The organism is Sphingobacterium sp. E70, assembly GCF_019285695.1.
GTDB classification, from domain to species: Bacteria; Bacteroidota; Bacteroidia; order Sphingobacteriales; family Sphingobacteriaceae; genus Sphingobacterium; species Sphingobacterium detergens.
This window is the reverse complement of record NZ_CP079104.1, coordinates 4,686,845-4,704,088: the sequence shown is the minus strand read 5'-3', so window position 1 is coordinate 4,704,088 and position 17,244 is coordinate 4,686,845. Positions and strand designations below refer to the sequence as shown.

Below are 17,244 nucleotides of genomic sequence, written 5' to 3'. Positions count from 1 at the left end.
AATTCTTTGGACAAATAAATTTCAATCTCTTCTAATGAGGCTTTTTATTTACAATATTCCCTTTCTTATCGATCAGTACAGCCGTTGGAAAAAGTCTAATATACATTTCAGAGGTTTTGACCGCATTTTCATCGAGATATTGCACCCATGGAAGTTGCTGTTCTAGGATTACTTTCTTCCAATTTTTAACACGCATGGTCCGGTCTGTCGATATGCCGATAATTTCGAAACCTCTGTCTTTGTACTTGCTATAGAGGTCAATCAGTTTTGGAAAAGCAGCAATACAAGGTTTACAGATCTAGCACAAATTATTCAAAGGTGAAATTCGCCATTACATCGATAAAAATTAATTTGCTGTAGCATAAAGCACAGTCAAATCGTTCTTCCTGAAAGATTTAACAACATCATTTTACAAACCATTATATTAAGCCATGAAGTACATTTACCTACTAATTACCCTATTTATCTTTTCTGCCTGTTCGAAAGAAAAGGGATATGGTCGCTTTAACCTAAGAGATGGACAAGAGGTCGAGCTTTTGGTCAGTCACCATTATGGTGCTATTAACGATGCCCCCTGCTATTACCACAAAAAGAATCAGCGGAGCTGCCTCTTTCAAATTTTAAAGATAGGGAGCCCGGATATAATTATAAAATAAAGGCCAAGATGGTCGCTTACAATGGCCCTGAACTGATGGATGGTGGCCCATCCGACGGTCTTCAATTTATTAAAATTATCAGTCGGGAGAAATATACAGGCAACGATTCTTTTGAAATATCGCTTATACACTCATTTATACCTGGACCGCCCCAAATCATACTTTGGAAAGAAGAAGATAAGTATCTCATCAACATTGGAACAAAGATCCAACTCAGCTACGCCGATAAAAAGGTTGGAGATCAACTGGAGGAAATCTGGCAGTACAATCATAAAAGATTGACTGATTATAGTTTGGTTTCCTTACCCCTTAATGGAAATCCATTCAAGCGACTGTCACACATGACCCCAAAAATTTTGGAAAGGCTTACCTTGTATCCAATATCAAGCTGGTCGAATAAGATGACATGTTAAGAAAAACAATTCGGACAGTAGGCGAATGTGCTAAATGCGAGCCTACTGCCGAATCTGAGGTTGCCGCTTCTTACTGCCTTTACTATCTATTGGGTTTTCCTAAATTCCTCAGGGCTCTGCCCTTTCTTGGCCTTAAAAATGTGATAAAATAAGGTACATTGTCAAAACCTAGTTCAATGGCTATTTCCCTTACCGTTTTAAACGTATGATAGAGCAGTCGTTCCGCCTCCAATATGATCCGATTCCGGATCAATGCACCACAACTTACCGCTCTCTTTTCACGGCAAATGCGGTTGAGATGATTGACTGACATATTCAGTCTTTCGGCATAGAAAGACGGGAATCGCTTCTCTCGATAATTTTCGTCCACCAAAGTCTCGAAAGTCATTATCCGTTCTTCCTTTTCGTCCATCTGCACAGCGCCAATATTTTTGTAATCCGATGCCCCAATAGCTGTAGCAAACTAAGCAGCTGATTGCGCAACAGCTCCTTTGAGACTAATTTTGCAGTACGATATTCCGTCTGCATCAGCTCCATCAGGTGGCTACATCTTTCGATGTCATCACTGCTTAATACAAAGCCGTTCATCCGGTTACATTTTAAATAGTTAAAGTAGTGCGCCCCCTCCTTATCGTAGCTCTGCATAAAAAAGGCTTCTGTAAAAGGATGATACTTCCTTCGACAGGTATATTATGCAGGAAGCTACAGACACAATCGGCGCTGATGCTCAGCATATCATGCCTGCCCATGGTATACATTCTTTTATCTGCCACCATCGTCAGGCCACCACTCTTAATCAGCAAAACACTATAGTATGAATGCGCGTGCAATTTCTTTTGTTGAACTTTGACTTGTAAATATTCGGCAATAGGCATAATAACAATCCCATTGGAAGCCGAATCAATATTTGCTAGTCTTAAAAAATCTAGTTTTTCTTTTCGTATTACCATTATCTTATTCTTTTTCTTCAATAAAAAATTTAAAGGGAATGGTTATACGATTGGAGGTTTAAAAATCCGGTCAAAGATCCCCTGACACAAGGGTTTATCTTCCGTTAGCGGATGAGTTATTCTTAAAATTCGGGTAAAGGGTTGCTGCCGGGTCAGCTCTTGAACAAGCTGTACAAACAGCGGTATCTCAGCACTTTTCACTTTGATCAGCACATCGCTGGCCTCTTTTTCTTCCACTGTTTTCTCACTCAGGTAGCAGAAGCCCTTACAGGTAGCCGCAGGTTCATAGCGATAAACACATAGCTGCTGCTCAATATAATCCCGATTGCATTCAAAGCCAATAAATACCCACAATAGATTGGTTGCCTGTAGGCAAAGAGCCCAGGCCATCAACAGACAGAAAAGTCCTTTCAGCTTGTAGGATTTCATCGATATAGATTATTTCTTTATTTCGTTGCGCTATTCCGTTCGCGGAGGTACTCCAAAATTGCGCGCGCATCTTCCTGTTGCAACCCCAGACTGATCATAGGTGACGCAAACTCCTTGCTCAGTGCTTTTGCATCAGGGTCTTTTTCAAGCATTGTTGCCGGATCGAGCATCATATTCATGATCCATTCCGGTGTACGGCGTTTGATGACACCGTCCAATGACGGACCTACCAAGGTACGATCAAAACCATGACACATGGCACATTTGGAGACAAATAACTCTACCCCCTATTTGCGAGCTGTGCATCAAAGGGTTTGTGCTCAAAAGATGTAACAGGACCTACCCCTTTGGCTCCTTCGGTTTTATAGTCCAACATTTCAGTTGCTGGAGATGCCGCTGCAGGCTCAGTAGCTTTGCCGGTTGATACCTTTTTCTTATCCCCATTGTCCGCACAGGCAAGCAGAACGATAAAGCCAAAACAGACAAGGATTATTGTGATTCTATTTTTCATTATTCTCTTTTTCTAATTGTTTAAAACAGTATATAGTATTCCCTTGTACTATACCTTCAGCTGATAGAAGATTTGATAGCCAATCCCATTAGCCTAATCCAACTGGATCAATAATGCAAAAGGGGGAAATATGTGCAAATTGGACCGTTTACATAAAACGCCAATCATTACATCCGATAAATTCGTTAAAAAGGTATTAGACGAGTGGAGGGTGGAAAATAGAAAAGATGGGGCGGTAAGCATAATCTTCTTTCAGTTCTGCAAAAGCCAGTTTAATATAAGCTCCCCAGATGAAGAACTGTCAAAGGTAAAATTCAGGGCATTGTTGATAAAAACAACATCGATGATGCGAGTCTCAAGTTTTTTCTGCTCCTTTTCTTCATGTTCACGCATCTTTTTCATCAATATACATTGTCCTCTACAGGATAGCGCCTTTTCATTAAAGCGATTGATACATTCATTTTTGGCAATATAGTCTCTATTGAGTTCAAAAACAGTCCATACCCATACTGTGGAGAAGCTCTGGAGGAGCATCAATGGCAGTAAGATCCATATGAATTGTTTCGCTTTCATGAATTGACAGTATCGCAAATATAATAATTGTTGTCATTGGAGGTGCAATAATTTTAGAAGTAACAACAAACTACTAGTCTATTGTAATTAAAGTGAGGCAATAAATGTATTTTTAGGGCCGGTGCTTTCGAACTTGAATTGTGCTCATACAATTAGGTAAAGTGGACTTGTAGGTTCAACTCCTATTCAGAGATCAGTTTTTAAAATGGAATACTTTTCCACTGTCGGGATATACCTCCAGTTGAGCATCGTCCAAGCCTTCCCTTGCGGTGGTAATAAAGAGATCCATTCCCGTAGGTCCTCCGAAACAACAGGAAGTTACATGTGGTGCATTTACATGCACTCTATCCAATAGTTCTCCTGTTTCGATGTGCCACTTATAAATACCAAAGCCGTTCCAATGTGCCACCCATAAATGGCCATCAGGCCCCATACACATACCATCTGGCATGCCAAGTTTATCAGGCACACGTACCAATGTATGGTATGCTTTTGAGAGGCCCGCTGTTTTATCCCAGATAAACCGTCGGATTTCCCGTGTATGGGTATCGATAAAATAAAAAAACGGCCATTGGCAGACCATACGATCCCATTCGGGATAGTCACCGCAGGAATAATGGTCTCCAAAATACCATCTCGAAAGCACAGCAGCTTTCCCTGATTTGGCAAAGCTTTCATATGCATTGTTCCGATCCAAAAATTACCAGCTGGATCAATCCCACCGTCATTGGTTCGAATTTGACCATTACAGGTGTCCAAGGGTGCGACGATTGACAAGTCCTGATCTTCCTTGGTCCAAATTGCCAGCCCTTCCTGCATGGCAATGAGAAATTTGCCGCCATCTTCTTCCAAAGGAACAATCTTACTGACATAGCCAGGAGTTCCCAGAAAGTCGAAACGTTGTTCTCCAAATTATACTGATGAATATGCTTTTGCAAGATATCCACCCAATACAAACTTTGATCATGCTTATTCCACAAAATGCCTTCGCCGAGCAGACTTTTCGTTTCTAGCAATACCTGCGCTGTTTTTACATTTCTTTCCATAGCTATTACGCTTCAAGCTTCCCTATCGATGTACCTATTTCTTAATCTTCTTGCATTAAAGCATTTCTACCCCATCAATGAGATAGGTAGTTCCACTCGCAAAAGAAGCGTAAGTACTGGAAAGAAATACACACCAACCACCGATCTCTTCGGCTGTACCAAGTCGTTTAACCGGATGTCTATCGATAGTTTTTGTCGCTCCTGCTCAGCGTCCGGAAATGAATCGAACCATTTTTGATTTCCAGGGGTATCAATAAATCCCGGAGCGAGCCCTACCGTACGGATCACTGGTCCCCATTCAACAGCCATGGCACGCACCAAGGACAATAAAGTCCCTTTTGTGACATTGTAGGAAAACATCCCGGAATGGAAGCATAGGCATGGTTAGAGGCCATGATAATAATCACTCCAGGTGAGGCTTGCATCAGTAGCGGTTTAAGGGCCTTGGCCAACAGCCAATGGGAAGCGAGATTCAACGCACTGTTGTTGTTCCATTCCGCTAATGTACAGTTATCCAGGCCCCTGAAAACATTCTGCCCAGCATTAGAAACCAGTATATCCAGACGACCATACTCTTGTTGCAGGAGTAAAGCCAGCTTCAGAATCGCAGCTTCTTGAGACACATCAGTCTCATAATAAAATGCACGCCGCTGAAAGGGCTCCATTTTCGCAAAAAATGAAGCCACTGTCGGATCATCAACACTTAATTCGGCACAGGCTATCACCGTTGCGCCAGCCTGTGCAAATTGCATACTTACCCCTAGCCCGATTCCAGAAATACCACCAGTGATAAGGACAATTTTGTCTGTCAAATCAATTGTAAATGCCATTTGCTTATAAAATTTACACGTAAAAACCTGGTCTAGGCTCCAATATCCCGGGATGTTTAAGCATTTCTTCTTCGATCAAGTCTACACCTAATCCTGGTCTCTCACTCAATATCAAATGACCATTCTTCACCATATCCTTAATTGGATAATCGATGACTTCATCCCTCCAGGGAACATCGTTGAACATAAATTCCTGTCTAAAAAGTTTGGCACCGATGCACACACATGAGCACTTGCCAAGGTTGAAAGTGGCCCGTTGGGGTTATGTGGTGCCAACAATACATTGTAGGCTTCCATCATCGTTGCCATCCGCTTCATTTCCGAAGGCCCGCCACATCGCGTAATATCAGGCATCATAATATCACAGATATTTTTTTCCAGTACCGGTCGGATTCCATGTCTTGTGTAATGTCTTTCTCCGACACAGATCGACACGTTGGAAGGTATGCGTTCACGCATAGCACGCAGGTTGTCCGCATTTTCGGGGCCCGCAGGCTCCTCGTACCAGGTAATATTGAGTTCAGAAAGACGTTGCGCCATCTGTACAGCGACACGATAATTGAGCATAGCATGTGTTTCGATCATGATATCAAAATTGGGTCCAACTCCATCACGAACCGCTTTACTCACCTCAAACGCCAAGTCCTGCTGCTCGGCAGTCAAAGTTAGGTTAGCCGCCAGATCTTCCCCATACAGATAGTTTGTATGTGCAAATGGGTCAAACTTTAAGCCTGTAAAACCAGCTTCTTTGACCGCTTGCGCTTGTCGAGCATAATCTTGGGGATTATGTCCACCACCAGTAAACCAATAGTTGGCATACAACAGGATCTCTTTACGGAAAGCACCGCCCAACAGTTCATAACAAGGTACACCAAGCACCTTGCCTTTCAAATCCAATAGAGCCATGTCAATACCCGAAATCGCACACATGCTAGCACCATAAGGTCCAATCCAATTGAGATCGCGGTAGAGTTTGGTCCAGATAAAATCTGTTTTCATCGGATCCAGACCAATAATGCGCTGCCCCACATGCTTTGCAGCCTCAAACACAATGGGACTGCCGGGCCAGTTGGTCGCTTCCCCTACCCCCGTATGCCCCGTATCGGTATAAATCTTGACTAAAGTCCAATTATATTTTACGCCTTCAACCAGCCAGACTTTAACATCTATAATCTTCATTGTTCTACTATTTTAATTTATCTTAAGAATAATCTGTCCACTTAACTTATCGCCTTTTTTAGCTTTTTACGCCCGTAGCTGTGCGGTGATCCATAAAAAGGCTCCGAGCCATTATTCGAATAATCTGCTATCAACCATTGTATCTGCTGATCCTGTTTCCAGGCCCGCGCATGCTGCTGGCCATTCGACAACACCTTTACCGTTGCCGCAGGGCTACGCAAGCTAGCCCAGTAAATATTTCCTTTGGTCGACCTAAAGTCGTTCGATCCCAATATATTGGCATCATCTTTCCAATCTTTTGCCTGTGGCTTACCATGCTCTTCTACTTCATACAACGGTACGGCATGCAATACAGCCTCGCCTTCATTGCGTCCGATATGATTGGCAGGATAAGTGGAAAATGATCCCTTTCGTGACCAAGCCAATTTATCGTAGGATAAAGGTAATTCTAGCATCAGACCGGCCTGATAAAGATCTATTTCCTGCTCCCTTTGATAAAACATTTCGTATTCTACACGCAGAAGACCGTTCTTAAGGAAAACAAATTTTTGTTTTCCTGTGCCATTCTGATACCGCAGGTCCATGCGAACACTTATACTGTCTCCTGTCTGACTGGCTTCTATAGCATCCGCAAATAAAGTATACTGCTCGTACTGCTTCAATGGCGCAATGTTATTTTGATACGTCTCTCCAGCAACATTTGGCTTACCGCCATCTTCCGCATTTGCTTCGATGAGCGCTACGGCCGGTCCCTTCGTCAGAATCAGTTCACCATTTTTGCGCACAGCAAGCAGTTTACCATAGGTTCTGCTAAATGTATAATCCAGATTTCCTTGTTTTACATAAATATACGCTGAATCTTGTTTCAGTTGTAACGCTGTCTCCAAAAACTGTTCTTGATTTTTTCGGCCTTTCTGAAACAGCTCATTTTCGACCTCATTGCCTTGATTATCTGTTGCAATAATCTGCAATGCGTTGTACCCGCTTGGAATTGGCAAGGTTACCTGTCCACCTTTACGAGGTCCGATAGCAGCTTTGAACGGAAATTGTTTTCCATCGACAATGGCTACAAATTTAATTTGATCAAGTGAAAGAAAATCATACCTATTTTCAATTTCGATAACGACTTTACTACCTTTAGTAACCGGTTTACCGATTTTGATGGGCGAATAAGCCTTTTTCATGCCAAAGTACTCCGGTTTCGGTCTGCGCCATCCATCGATTGGCCCCAAGGCCCATAACCCACAATACGTCCATCTGGGAGGTGAAAAGTATCATCAATACCACTCCATATCGCACCCCCAAGTTGGCTGAATGCTTATAGATAGAATCTACAAAAGTTACCAAAGGTGCATTATAAGCCTCACGAATACCAGGATCGGTCAATAATTCACGTCTATTATAGGTAGACAAATGGGCGTATTCACCAAATAAAGTCGGTCTTGTCATGGTATCTGTTGCCTTAGGTCCGTTAATACCGGGATAGTGGTAATTGGCGATATCCGCTTTGCTTCCGCCATTGTTAAATCCACCCCAGGTCTGATCATGGAAACTCGTCGGGCGCGTTGGATCCAAGGCTTTTATACGCGAATTAACCTCGGCCCATAAGGGGCTCCAATGCGATTCATTGCCCAGAGACCAAAATAATACCGAGGATGATTGCGGTTGCTCAGCACATTATCGATATTTGCGCCAAGTAGGACAGGCAAGAAACGCTTGTCTTTATAATCCCATTTGCGCCAGATTGGTGAGGCATGATGCTGGATCCAGCTCAAAGCGGCCTCGCTCTCCACATACATACCCAATTCGTCTGCTGCATTCAAAAATTCCTCTGATGGAGGGTAGTGCGACGTGCGAATATAATTGACATTCGCCTGTTTGAATAAAAGCACATCCTGTCGATCTATTTCTGGATTTGAAGCCCTCCCGTTCAATGGATGTACAGCATGCCTATTCACCCCTCTCAACTTGACCGGTTTACCATTCACCATCAGCTGATTTTTGACGACTTCAATTTCACGGAATCCGACCTTTTGTTTATTGCTCTGTATCGCCTTACCATCCACAATCAATGCCGTTTCCAACACATAGAGGTAAGGTGTCTCGGCCGACCATTGTTTCGGTTTTTTACCACTAATAGACTTTCGATCTGTTTATGGCTCCCTACGCCAAGCTGAATCTTGTCGGAGGATTTTTGAAGCACCGTTTTGCCGTCGGCATCTCGGAGTACGTAGCGCAATTGGACCTGCTGCTTCTGGTTCGAGCCATTTTGCACCAGACCAGCAAGTTTAAGCATTGCATGGACATATTTTGAATCGAAATCTGTTACGGCCTGTGCATCCGAAATATGCACCTTAGGCAGGGTAAACAAAGTCGCTTTGCGCAGAATTCCACCCACGGTATGTGCCGCATATTGAGAAACACAGGAGAGAATATCACTGATGGTGTTTGCCTGAATTTCTACAGTCAGTTTATTTTTACCCTTCTTCACTTTTCCGGTCAGGTCGACCTGAAAAGCAACAAATCCCCTTCATGTTCACCAACCAACTGATCGTTAACTTTCACAAGCGCATGCGAACTGACCCCGTCAAAGCGAATATATACCGGATTACCTTCCCAATCGTCGGGCATATCAAATGAACGTTCATACACTGCCGTCTCACCCGCAGCGACATGCTGGCCTTGCATTTCCCATTCTCCCGGTACCTGAATGGCCACGGGTTTAGCGTCGGCCACTCTAAAATTCCATTGTCCATTCAAAAGAATGCGACTGGTTGTAGTCGTGGACAATTGATCAGGCAATGGCGTCAAAAATTGTCCACCTTGTTGCGCAGATAGATTTCCTAAGCTGGAACAGGTCAACAGTAGAACCAACCAGCTTCCTTTGGATAATTTGAACTTACATAATTCCATATTTTTCAAATGCTTCTTTGGCAGCCATGCCTTCCATCACTTTGTTTAATACTACTTTTTCTGCTCTCGCTTTCTCGAATGCCCGAGCGAAAACCTCCTGTTCATGTGCACGTGGAACTACGCAGACTCCATCAATGTCGCCGATCAACATATCGCCATCTTTGATCAGGACATTCCCAAAACGGATTGGCACGCGCCAGTCTATCACCTTTCCGCGCGGTGCCTGGTCCTGCGCATAACAGCCCATGGAAAAACAAGGAAAATCCAACGCCAAGATCCCGACGGTGTCTCTTGAGTAACCATTGACTATCGCCCCATGCGCACCCAATGCTTTTGCTCTTGCACTCATAATTTCACCCCAAAGTGCATAGTCTGGTGAGGAGCCACTGCAAATATAAATTTCTCCCGGGCCTAAATCATCCAAGGCTTCAAGCATAAAACCAAATGCTTTTGACAGCACCGGATTTTTCGATTGCTCCTCAGCATTCCCGCAGACATCGGCCTCCAATACCGTCATTGCTCTGCCTATTAAAAACAGATCGGATTTTAACGGTCTTATATTCGGTGGTAGAAATTGATGAAACAATCCCATTTTGTCCATCACATCCCCAATGACAGCTGTAAAAGTTCCTTACGGATCAGCTCAAAGAGCTCCGCATCATTTGCCCATTCCACCAGATAGTTTTCTTTCATTTTTTATATAAATTAAATCATGTTACCACAAAAAGACATACAGGGCTACCAATACGCCCAGGATGAATAAACTCACTAATTTGAAACCACTGGAGGTCACAAAAAGAGTTCTATTCACGATTACTGTATCATTACGATAGTTTCGATTGCCCAGCAGGCTCACCAATACCATTGTTGCCACCGTACATATAAACACCACAAGAATCCGATTCATAAAGGGGCTTTCATCTAACCAGAAATTTTTAAAAAGCAAAGAATAGGCAAATGTAGCAATGGCGCCAGCAAAGGCTGCGTTAGGTGTTGTCCACGTTGTAAAGATACCCATCAGAAAAATCGCCAATACGCCTGGTGTGATAAAACCTGTAAATTCCTGAATAAACTGAAAGCCCTGATCCAGATGCTGCAATAGCGGAGCCAAGGAAGCACCAATGACCAAGGCGATCAGTACAGTTACTTTGCCCAGCTTCACCAAAGCTGTATCGCTCACGGCATCGCCTTTTATATTCTTATAAATATCCAAAGACACAATCGTTGCTATACTATTAACCTTTCCAGCCAGTGAGGCCACGATAGCAGCCGTTAAAGCTGCAAAAGCCAATCCTTTGAAGCCCGTCGGTAAAATCGAGAGTAGCAGCGGATAAGCTTTGTCCGGCTTCACCGTACTCCCCTCAAGCATACCTTGTGCAAAATTTAGGTTAGAACCTTCGTTGTATAAATAGTATGCAGCAATGCCGGGCAGCACTACAATCAAGGGCATAAACAGCTTCATAACGGCTGCAAACAACATCCCATTTTGGGCTGTTTTTAAATTTTGGCTCCCAGTGCACGCTGGGTAATATATTGATTACATCCCCAATACGATAGATTGATCACCCACATGCCGCCCAATAGAACCGACCATCCGGGCAGATCCATATAAGCATCGGTACCATCGGGTTTTATCATCTGTCCTTTTTCGATAAAAAGATGAAAATGCTGTGGCACCTCCGTTTTCAAGATAAGGAGTCCGTCCAGCCAATGTCCCATGCCCTTTGTATGCGCCACGAGATTCAAGGCAATATAAGTTGTCGTAAGTCCACCAATAATCAATAACACAACCTGAATCACATCAGTATAACCAATCACCTTCATCCCGCCTAAAGCGATAATCAAGGCCAATACCGCCAACAGCCAAACAGCTACAAACATGGGAATCCCCGCAATGGACTGAATGGCCAAACCACCCAGATAAAGTATCGAGGTCAAATTGACAAAGACATAGACCAAGACCCAGAATACAGCCATCACCATACTCACCCGTGGATCGAAACGCTTACGCAGAAACCCAGGCATGGTAAAAATCTTATTCTTCAGATAAATGGGTAAAAACACGACCGCCACAATAATTAGTCCGATAGCAGCCATCCATTCATAGGATGCAATGGCCAGTCCCAGTGCAAAACCCGCCCCCGACATCCCTATAAATTGCTCTGCAGAGATATTCGAAGCAATAATAGAAGCCCCGATTGCCCACCAGCTTAAGGAACCTTCCGCCAGAAAATAGTCGTGCGTTAGTGAACCCGAACTGTGTTTACGTCGATAAATGTAATAGCCATAGCCGCCGACAACAATAAAATACAGCAGATAAATGATTTGATCAATCCAAGCAAACATAGTGATATCATTAGAATTTTAATGTGATAGATCCCTGACAGGGTGAAGCTTCCAAGGTCTTGCAATAATTGCCCCAAGCAATTTCAGGATAATCCCATTTGTTGTTTACATACAAAACCAGTTGCTCATTTTCCAGGCGATCCATACGGCAAGCATTGTCTGCTTGCGGAGAAACCACATGCATCAGGTTCTTTGTGCCACTACCCATAGCGTAGTAGTATATATTCTCTTTCATTCCCTTCGCCTGCTGTGTTAGTGGATGCTGACTACGCGCTCCTTTATCGGCCCAATAGTAATAGTTGTGCGTATCCATGTACCACGACTGTTTGGGTTCTTGACCGTATGGCGTCTTATCTACATAAGACAAGCTTGCTGTTCCTTCATTACCCGCAAATGATTCTTGGGGATAATCGTTCCAATAACCATTTCTGCTCCAGGTAATACGATCGAGTTCATTGCTGAGATAATACTTTAGTCCAATTTCACGCAGGTAGCCATTGGGCTCACCCTGGGTATGGTATAAAGTCTTCATTTCTCCTTTACCATCGATAGTCAGATCAAACTGAATGGATAAACTGCCATTTTTTCCCACAATCGATACCAGGGCCAAATTGTCTTTGATGCGTACATCCAATTTGTTCAATTGCCAATTTTTATCTTCGAGCAGGTATTTGCTTGCACTTTTGCGTACTTCTGCACCGGTCAGGTGGTTGAGGTTGATGTCCATATTTAAGAAAGGACCTTTTTGGATCACCACTTTACCATCGATCAGCGCATTTTCGATCAAGCCTGTTATTTTTGAAACCGGAAAGGTGAAATTCCTTCCCGTGATCAGGTAACGATTAGGCTCTTCAACAAGTTGTAGACCTCCATTTTGAGTCGATTCAGGTATTCTGACCTGATGCTCACCCAAGAAATAACGGTAGCTATCCAGCAGCATCCCTTTGCTATCCACAAAGCGCAAAGTCAGTTGCTCCCCTGTTGCCAGGCTAAACCCGGTAGCTGAATATATCCTTTCTCATGCGGAGCAATATCGGGTAATGCCAATGTATAGGTCTTCCCCTCATAGGTGTATTGCAGTTTAACTTCCTGGAGCGAAGTATGATCAAATCGATTGTATACGGGGATCGCCAGTGGCTGAAAGCGAGCAAAATCAGGTATTATCTTTCCTTTCAACGTGACTAATACAGGAGACTGCGCTTTTTTGTTGACCAAAATTCAGGTTTCTTGCGCCGCCAGACATCGACGATCCCCATTCACCGTAGCCTACCGCCTGTCCCTGAAAATCTTCAGGTTTGGCGGTACGGGAAAATTCCTTCAAAAAGCAGTTCCCTTCTTCAGCTGCTGTGGAATCATAAATGTCTCATCCACATAGCCCCATATTGCACCGCCAAGCCCGCCTTGCTTCGGAAACAACCCACCCCACATCATGTCCATGGAGATACCCCAAAATTCACGGATATTCGGATCATCCTGTAAGGTTTTATACGTATAACATGCCGGATGAGCCCATTCATCAAATAAAGCTGGGATGCCATGTCCCTCAAAGTTACGCGTAGTCTTGCCATACTGTGTCAAGTTACCATACACGTCCTGATAGTGCATGCTCAGGATTTCATAAATCTTAGGTTCGGTGGTTTGCGAGCCCGGATAACTCCAGATGATAGGCCTTGTGGGATCCGCCTGTTTCACAAAATCGTGGCTTTTTTAAAATTATCGCCATAGATTGATTCATTTCCAATGGACCAGAATAGCACAGCGGGATGGCTTTTAAAGGTATTGACCATCTCGCGCGATTGGCTCAAGTATTGGTCCGTCTTTTTCGGATCATTTTGCGAGTTGCCCGGGGCATAGTTTTTTTGTCTATACGTATCCACAAAACAGATCGCAGTCTCTACTTCCACATAAATACCGTATTGGTTGCAATATTCGACGAAACGCTCCGTAGGTGGATAGTGCGAAGTACGAACGAAATTGATATTTGCTTCTTTAAACAATTGAACGTCTAGGCTATCATAGTAAGCCGAAGCACTGCGTCCTAAGGTCGGGTGCATATCGTGCCGATTGGCTCCACGTAGCTTTACAGGTTTGCCGTTTACCATAAGCTGATCTTTGACCACTTGTACTTCGCGGAAACCGACCGATTTATGAAAGGCATACGTAGCGCTCCCCTGCTCTTTCACTTCCACATCCAACCGATAAAGATTTGGATGTTCGGCATCCCATTTTAGTGGTGCAGCTACACGCAACACATGGCTGTTGGCACCATCTACAATTGGTTTTTCAGGATTATCCAAGACAGTACTTTTGCCGTTTGGATCAGTCAATGTATACTTAATCGTAGCTCCTTTGGCCGCAAAACCGCCAAAATCCAATTTTAGCTGAGCGTCTGTATATGACGTATCAAAGGCTGTTTCAAGGTTAAAGTCGGTCACAGGATGTGTAGCAGTTGCAAATAGGGTAACATCCCGTAAGATTCCACCTACCGGATGATGTGCATAACCAGATGCGTACGAAATATCATCCAGTTGATCCTGTACTTCCAGCTCGATTTCATTTTGCTTTCCGAAGATCACATAGGGTGTAATATCTACTTCCCAACGTGTAAATCCACCATGATGGCTTGTCACCGCTTTACCATTGATGCTCAGTTTGGCAAAGCTATATACACCATCAAAACGGATAATCGTCTTTTTGCCCTTATACTGACTGGGTACTAAAAATTTGCGTCTATAAAAAAATGATTGGTCGTGTTGAATACCATAGCCCTGCATGACAGCTTCCCCGGGAACCTGAATATTTTCCCAGTTCGAACTACGGTCAAATTTGAAATTCCATTGGCCATTTAAGGATAGTACAGGAGCTTTCAGACCAGTCACTTTGGCCGGCAACTGATAAGCTGCCTGCTGCGCCATTGCCAAACTCCCCATTACCCCCAACAAGGCCAACAATACCATTTTTTTAGTTTTTTCATATCATAATAGGTTGTAATTCCACCCGATTCAAACGCAATACGACGTTGTTACATTCTTTGCCAAAGATAAATGCTCTCGTATCGCAATACTACAACTGGTTATACAAAAAAATAAAACTATTTATACCCAAATAGTAACATTTAAAATATTATTAAGTGAATATTGTTTGATATAATAACAAATACAGTATTTTTGTAGCAACCAATTTAGCTATGTATGAACAAATTATCCAAACCTCAATTTATAGAGCTTACGCCACCCAGCGAAAAGACAATCCATGTCAAATTGGTCGATCAGGAATTTTTAAGCAATCCACTGCACTTTCACGAGCTCTGTGAACTGGTGCTGATATTGGAAAGTTTCGGCAAGCGCATTGTGGGCAACAATGTAGCGACCTTTACACAAGGAGACCTGGTCTTGATGGGCCCCAATATCCCGCATATTTGGCGCAACGACGACTTATTTCTGCAGGCGAGCAATCAGTTGCGTGCCCGCGCCATCGTTGTCTATTTTCCGGCAGATTTTTTACTTCGCCTGACCGACGAACATCAAACCATCCAGGCCATGCAGCAATTTATCCGCAAGGCGCAACGTGGACTTCGTTTTTATGGTGAAACACTTGATAAGGCACAGGTCTTATTGGCAAAACTCAGTGATAAAGAAGGATTTCCTAAAATCATAGAATTCCTCAACCTTATCCAATTGCTACAGGAAACAGATGAATTTGAAAGCCTCGCTTCTGAAGGTTATCGACCCACATTTAGTGAACAGGAGACCCAACGTATCAATAAGGTCTACCTCTATGTCATGAGCAATTTTAAAGAAGATGTTAATCTACAGGTTGCCAGCGACATGCTCAATATGACCCCAAATGCTTTCTGCCGCTTTTTAAACGCCATACCCAAAAGCCTTTTTCACGATTTGTCAATGAGATGCGGATTGGTCATGCTTGCAAATTACTGATGGACCGTACACTGAGCATTTCGGAGATCTGTTACGAATGTGGCTATCAAAACCTGACGAATTTTAATAAGTTCTTTAAGTCCATTATGAACAAGACACCACGGGAGTTTCGAAAAGAGATGGATTTATAGTATCTCAATTGACCACTTCTTACAGAAAATCCGATTATTTCTTGTCCTTTAAACCACTATGTAATCAACATTAAAGTGGTTTTTTCTTTTCTGGTTAGTCCTACATGACCTAATTTCCTTTTTTACATCAGCACTGGTCATCCATCTTCAAAACATTACTTTTCTACCACTATCAATCGAAATAAGGGTAGAATAATTCCAATAACAGACAGAATAGTGTTGGTTATCCATTTGCTGCCACATTAATTTTACAATACAAATAATTAGCAGGATTTGTCCCAAAAGACAGAAGGCTATAGACCAATGAATAGAAGCATCACCTATATATAGAAAAACACATCATATTAATATTCAAATAAATAGGTAATTCTTCTCAGCTGTAAAATTTACAAAACTTTTTATAAACTAAATTTTAATACATGAAAAGAAAGCTCAACGTTGACTTTCTAGGTGGCATGACAGCCTTCTTACTTTTGTTAGGAAATGTATCTTTTACGAAAGCAAGTATGCTCCATTACGCCTTGACAAATGCTACGCTGGATTTGCAGGAAAAAACCATTTCTGGGACAGTAGTTGATTCGGATGGCAAACCCATCACTGGGGTAAACATCAGTGTAAAAGGAACTTCCACAGTAGCTACTACCGATGCTGCTGGTAAGTTTACAATTGTTGCCGCTGAAAATCGCATCCTAGTCGCTAGTTTTATTGGTTACCTATCAAAGGAAATTCAACTAACAAAAATTCTTCCAGCTTGATGATAAGCTTAGATTCGGATGTACACATGCTCGAAGAAACCGTTGTTGTTGGATTTGGAACACAAAGAAAGCGACACTTACGGGTTCCGTCAGTGTAATGAAAGGTGATGCTGTCTCCAACAGGCCCATTACAAATGCAAGTCAAGCCCTCTCTGGCCAAGTACCGGGAGTATGGGTCAATCAGCAATCTGGCCAGCCTGGTCGTGATGGTGCCAGCATTCGCGTGCGCGGAATTGGTACAATAGGAACGAGTGATGCATTGGTTATCATTGATGGAATTGTGGGTTCCCTTGGTGCATTAAACGCAAATGACATTGAGTCCATATCTGTTTTAAAAGATGCTTCAGCAGCAATTTATGGCTCTAGAGCAGCAAATGGTGTCATTTTGGTGCAAACCAAAAGAGGAGCAAAAGGAAAAGTAAAAATAGACTTCTCCACCTCTTATGGTACACAGACAGCAACAAAACTACCGGAAATGATTACTAATTCCGTGGATTACATGAACCTTTACAACCAAGCGCTCGTCAACCAAGGAGCTCCAAAGTTTTTAGTGAGGCTACGATAAACGAATATA

At 42.9% G+C, this 17,244-nt stretch carries 26 protein-coding genes and 2 pseudogenes; 5 read left to right on the top strand and 23 right to left on the bottom strand.

Annotation, left to right across the window (positions count from 1 at the left end; translation table 11 throughout):
- Positions 1 to 31 precede the first annotated feature (31 nt).
- Positions 32 to 283 carry a peroxiredoxin gene (locus tag KUH03_RS33460; protein WP_257097580.1) on the bottom strand — a complete coding sequence of 84 codons (252 nt, stop codon included), beginning with the start codon at positions 281 to 283 and terminating at the stop codon, positions 32 to 34.
- A 381-nt stretch (positions 284 to 664) separates the two neighbouring features.
- On the opposite strand from KUH03_RS33460, the gene KUH03_RS33455 reads away from it, so the two are divergent.
- Entirely contained in the window at positions 665 to 1,069 is a 405-nt protein-coding gene (locus KUH03_RS33455; RefSeq protein ID WP_257088635.1) for a hypothetical protein, read from the top strand.
- A gap of 82 nt (positions 1,070 to 1,151) precedes the next feature.
- On the opposite strand, the gene KUH03_RS33450 is transcribed toward KUH03_RS33455, so the two are convergent.
- The 22 genes and pseudogenes from KUH03_RS33450 to KUH03_RS33345 all read right to left on the bottom strand — a co-directional run bounded on the left by KUH03_RS33450 (position 1,152) and on the right by KUH03_RS33345 (position 14,797).
- Positions 1,152 to 1,481 carry a helix-turn-helix domain-containing protein gene (locus KUH03_RS33450; protein WP_257097578.1) on the bottom strand — a complete coding sequence of 110 codons (330 nt, stop codon included), beginning with the start codon at positions 1,479 to 1,481 and terminating at the stop codon, positions 1,152 to 1,154.
- The gene (locus KUH03_RS33445) at positions 1,457 to 1,714 is read right to left on the bottom strand and encodes a hypothetical protein (protein WP_257088633.1); all 258 of its coding nucleotides are present in this window, start codon (positions 1,712 to 1,714) and stop codon (positions 1,457 to 1,459) included. Before KUH03_RS33445 ends, KUH03_RS33450 begins: the two co-directional genes overlap by 25 nt.
- Before the next feature lie 347 nt (positions 1,715 to 2,061).
- Positions 2,062 to 2,448: a hypothetical protein gene (locus KUH03_RS33440; protein WP_257088631.1), complete on the bottom strand. Its 387-nt coding sequence runs from the start codon at positions 2,446 to 2,448 to the stop codon at positions 2,062 to 2,064.
- Between the two features lie 17 nt (positions 2,449 to 2,465).
- Complete coding sequence (locus tag KUH03_RS33435; protein WP_306429240.1) at positions 2,466 to 2,705, bottom strand: c-type cytochrome; 240 nt, start codon at positions 2,703 to 2,705, stop codon at positions 2,466 to 2,468.
- 23 nt (positions 2,706 to 2,728) lie between these two features.
- Entirely contained in the window at positions 2,729 to 2,959 is a 231-nt protein-coding gene (locus KUH03_RS33430) for a hypothetical protein (protein ID WP_257088629.1), read from the bottom strand.
- Positions 2,960 to 3,211: 252 nt separating this feature from the next.
- On the bottom strand, positions 3,212 to 3,532 hold the full coding sequence (locus tag KUH03_RS33425) for a hypothetical protein (RefSeq protein WP_257088627.1): 321 nt from the start codon (positions 3,530 to 3,532) through the stop codon (positions 3,212 to 3,214).
- Positions 3,533 to 3,725: 193 nt separating this feature from the next.
- Positions 3,726 to 4,578, bottom strand: a pseudogene (locus KUH03_RS49545) (SMP-30/gluconolactonase/LRE family protein).
- Positions 4,579 to 4,633: 55 nt separating this feature from the next.
- Positions 4,634 to 4,723 (bottom strand): hypothetical protein, encoded by a 90-nt coding sequence (locus tag KUH03_RS33410; RefSeq protein ID WP_257097577.1) that lies wholly within the window; start codon positions 4,721 to 4,723, stop codon positions 4,634 to 4,636.
- 139 nt (positions 4,724 to 4,862) lie between these two features.
- Positions 4,863 to 5,408: an SDR family NAD(P)-dependent oxidoreductase gene (locus KUH03_RS33405; RefSeq protein WP_373564534.1), complete on the bottom strand. Its 546-nt coding sequence runs from the start codon at positions 5,406 to 5,408 to the stop codon at positions 4,863 to 4,865.
- A gap of 126 nt (positions 5,409 to 5,534) precedes the next feature.
- Positions 5,535 to 6,587: a mandelate racemase/muconate lactonizing enzyme family protein gene (locus KUH03_RS33400; protein WP_257088621.1), complete on the bottom strand. Its 1,053-nt coding sequence runs from the start codon at positions 6,585 to 6,587 to the stop codon at positions 5,535 to 5,537.
- Between the two features lie 41 nt (positions 6,588 to 6,628).
- Positions 6,629 to 7,771, bottom strand: coding sequence for a hypothetical protein (locus tag KUH03_RS33395; RefSeq protein WP_257088619.1), 1,143 nt, complete (start codon positions 7,769 to 7,771; stop codon positions 6,629 to 6,631).
- Positions 7,737 to 8,674, bottom strand: a pseudogene (locus tag KUH03_RS33390) (glycoside hydrolase family 2 TIM barrel-domain containing protein). Before KUH03_RS33390 ends, KUH03_RS33395 begins: the two are co-directional and overlap by 35 nt.
- Positions 8,656 to 9,078 (bottom strand): hypothetical protein, encoded by a 423-nt coding sequence (locus KUH03_RS33385; protein ID WP_257088617.1) that lies wholly within the window; start codon positions 9,076 to 9,078, stop codon positions 8,656 to 8,658. The pseudogene KUH03_RS33390 and the gene KUH03_RS33385 overlap by 19 nt, the downstream one beginning before the upstream one ends.
- Before the next feature lie 8 nt (positions 9,079 to 9,086).
- Positions 9,087 to 9,500 carry a sugar-binding domain-containing protein gene (locus KUH03_RS33380; protein WP_257088615.1) on the bottom strand — a complete coding sequence of 138 codons (414 nt, stop codon included), beginning with the start codon at positions 9,498 to 9,500 and terminating at the stop codon, positions 9,087 to 9,089.
- On the bottom strand, positions 9,487 to 10,101 hold the full coding sequence (locus KUH03_RS33375) for an RraA family protein (protein ID WP_257097576.1): 615 nt from the start codon (positions 10,099 to 10,101) through the stop codon (positions 9,487 to 9,489). Before KUH03_RS33375 ends, KUH03_RS33380 begins: the two co-directional genes overlap by 14 nt.
- 114 nt (positions 10,102 to 10,215) lie before the next feature.
- Positions 10,216 to 10,980, bottom strand: a complete 765-nt coding sequence (locus KUH03_RS47090; protein ID WP_306429239.1) for a hypothetical protein — start codon at positions 10,978 to 10,980, stop codon at positions 10,216 to 10,218.
- A 17-nt stretch (positions 10,981 to 10,997) separates the two neighbouring features.
- On the bottom strand, positions 10,998 to 11,846 hold the full coding sequence (locus KUH03_RS47085; protein ID WP_306429238.1) for a hypothetical protein: 849 nt from the start codon (positions 11,844 to 11,846) through the stop codon (positions 10,998 to 11,000).
- Between the two features lie 10 nt (positions 11,847 to 11,856).
- Positions 11,857 to 12,810: a hypothetical protein gene (locus tag KUH03_RS33365; RefSeq protein WP_257088613.1), complete on the bottom strand. Its 954-nt coding sequence runs from the start codon at positions 12,808 to 12,810 to the stop codon at positions 11,857 to 11,859.
- A 2-nt stretch (positions 12,811 to 12,812) separates the two neighbouring features.
- Positions 12,813 to 13,022, bottom strand: coding sequence for a DUF4981 domain-containing protein (locus KUH03_RS33360; protein WP_257088612.1), 210 nt, complete (start codon positions 13,020 to 13,022; stop codon positions 12,813 to 12,815).
- A complete protein-coding gene (locus KUH03_RS33355) occupies positions 13,000 to 13,167 on the bottom strand; it encodes a hypothetical protein (RefSeq protein WP_257088611.1) in 168 nt (55 codons plus the stop codon). The genes KUH03_RS33360 and KUH03_RS33355 overlap by 23 nt, the downstream gene beginning before the upstream one ends.
- Positions 13,164 to 13,538, bottom strand: a complete 375-nt coding sequence (locus KUH03_RS33350) for a hypothetical protein (protein ID WP_257088610.1) — start codon at positions 13,536 to 13,538, stop codon at positions 13,164 to 13,166. The genes KUH03_RS33355 and KUH03_RS33350 overlap by 4 nt, the downstream gene beginning before the upstream one ends.
- Positions 13,535 to 14,797, bottom strand: coding sequence for a glycoside hydrolase family 2 protein (locus KUH03_RS33345; protein ID WP_257088609.1), 1,263 nt, complete (start codon positions 14,795 to 14,797; stop codon positions 13,535 to 13,537). Before KUH03_RS33345 ends, KUH03_RS33350 begins: the two co-directional genes overlap by 4 nt.
- Positions 14,798 to 15,037: 240 nt before the next feature.
- On the opposite strand from KUH03_RS33345, the gene KUH03_RS33340 reads away from it, so the two are divergent.
- From KUH03_RS33340 to KUH03_RS33325, 4 genes are all read left to right on the top strand, one after another.
- Positions 15,038 to 15,784 carry an AraC family transcriptional regulator gene (locus tag KUH03_RS33340; protein ID WP_257088608.1) on the top strand — a complete coding sequence of 249 codons (747 nt, stop codon included), beginning with the start codon at positions 15,038 to 15,040 and terminating at the stop codon, positions 15,782 to 15,784.
- Positions 15,700 to 15,915 carry an AraC family transcriptional regulator gene (locus tag KUH03_RS33335; RefSeq protein ID WP_257097574.1) on the top strand — a complete coding sequence of 72 codons (216 nt, stop codon included), beginning with the start codon at positions 15,700 to 15,702 and terminating at the stop codon, positions 15,913 to 15,915. Before KUH03_RS33340 ends, KUH03_RS33335 begins: the two co-directional genes overlap by 85 nt.
- A gap of 419 nt (positions 15,916 to 16,334) precedes the next feature.
- Positions 16,335 to 16,670 (top strand): carboxypeptidase-like regulatory domain-containing protein, encoded by a 336-nt coding sequence (locus tag KUH03_RS33330; RefSeq protein ID WP_257088607.1) that lies wholly within the window; start codon positions 16,335 to 16,337, stop codon positions 16,668 to 16,670.
- A 52-nt stretch (positions 16,671 to 16,722) separates the two neighbouring features.
- The gene (locus KUH03_RS33325) at positions 16,723 to 17,235 is read left to right on the top strand and encodes a TonB-dependent receptor plug domain-containing protein (protein WP_257097572.1); all 513 of its coding nucleotides are present in this window, start codon (positions 16,723 to 16,725) and stop codon (positions 17,233 to 17,235) included.
- Positions 17,236 to 17,244: the final 9 nt, after the last annotated feature.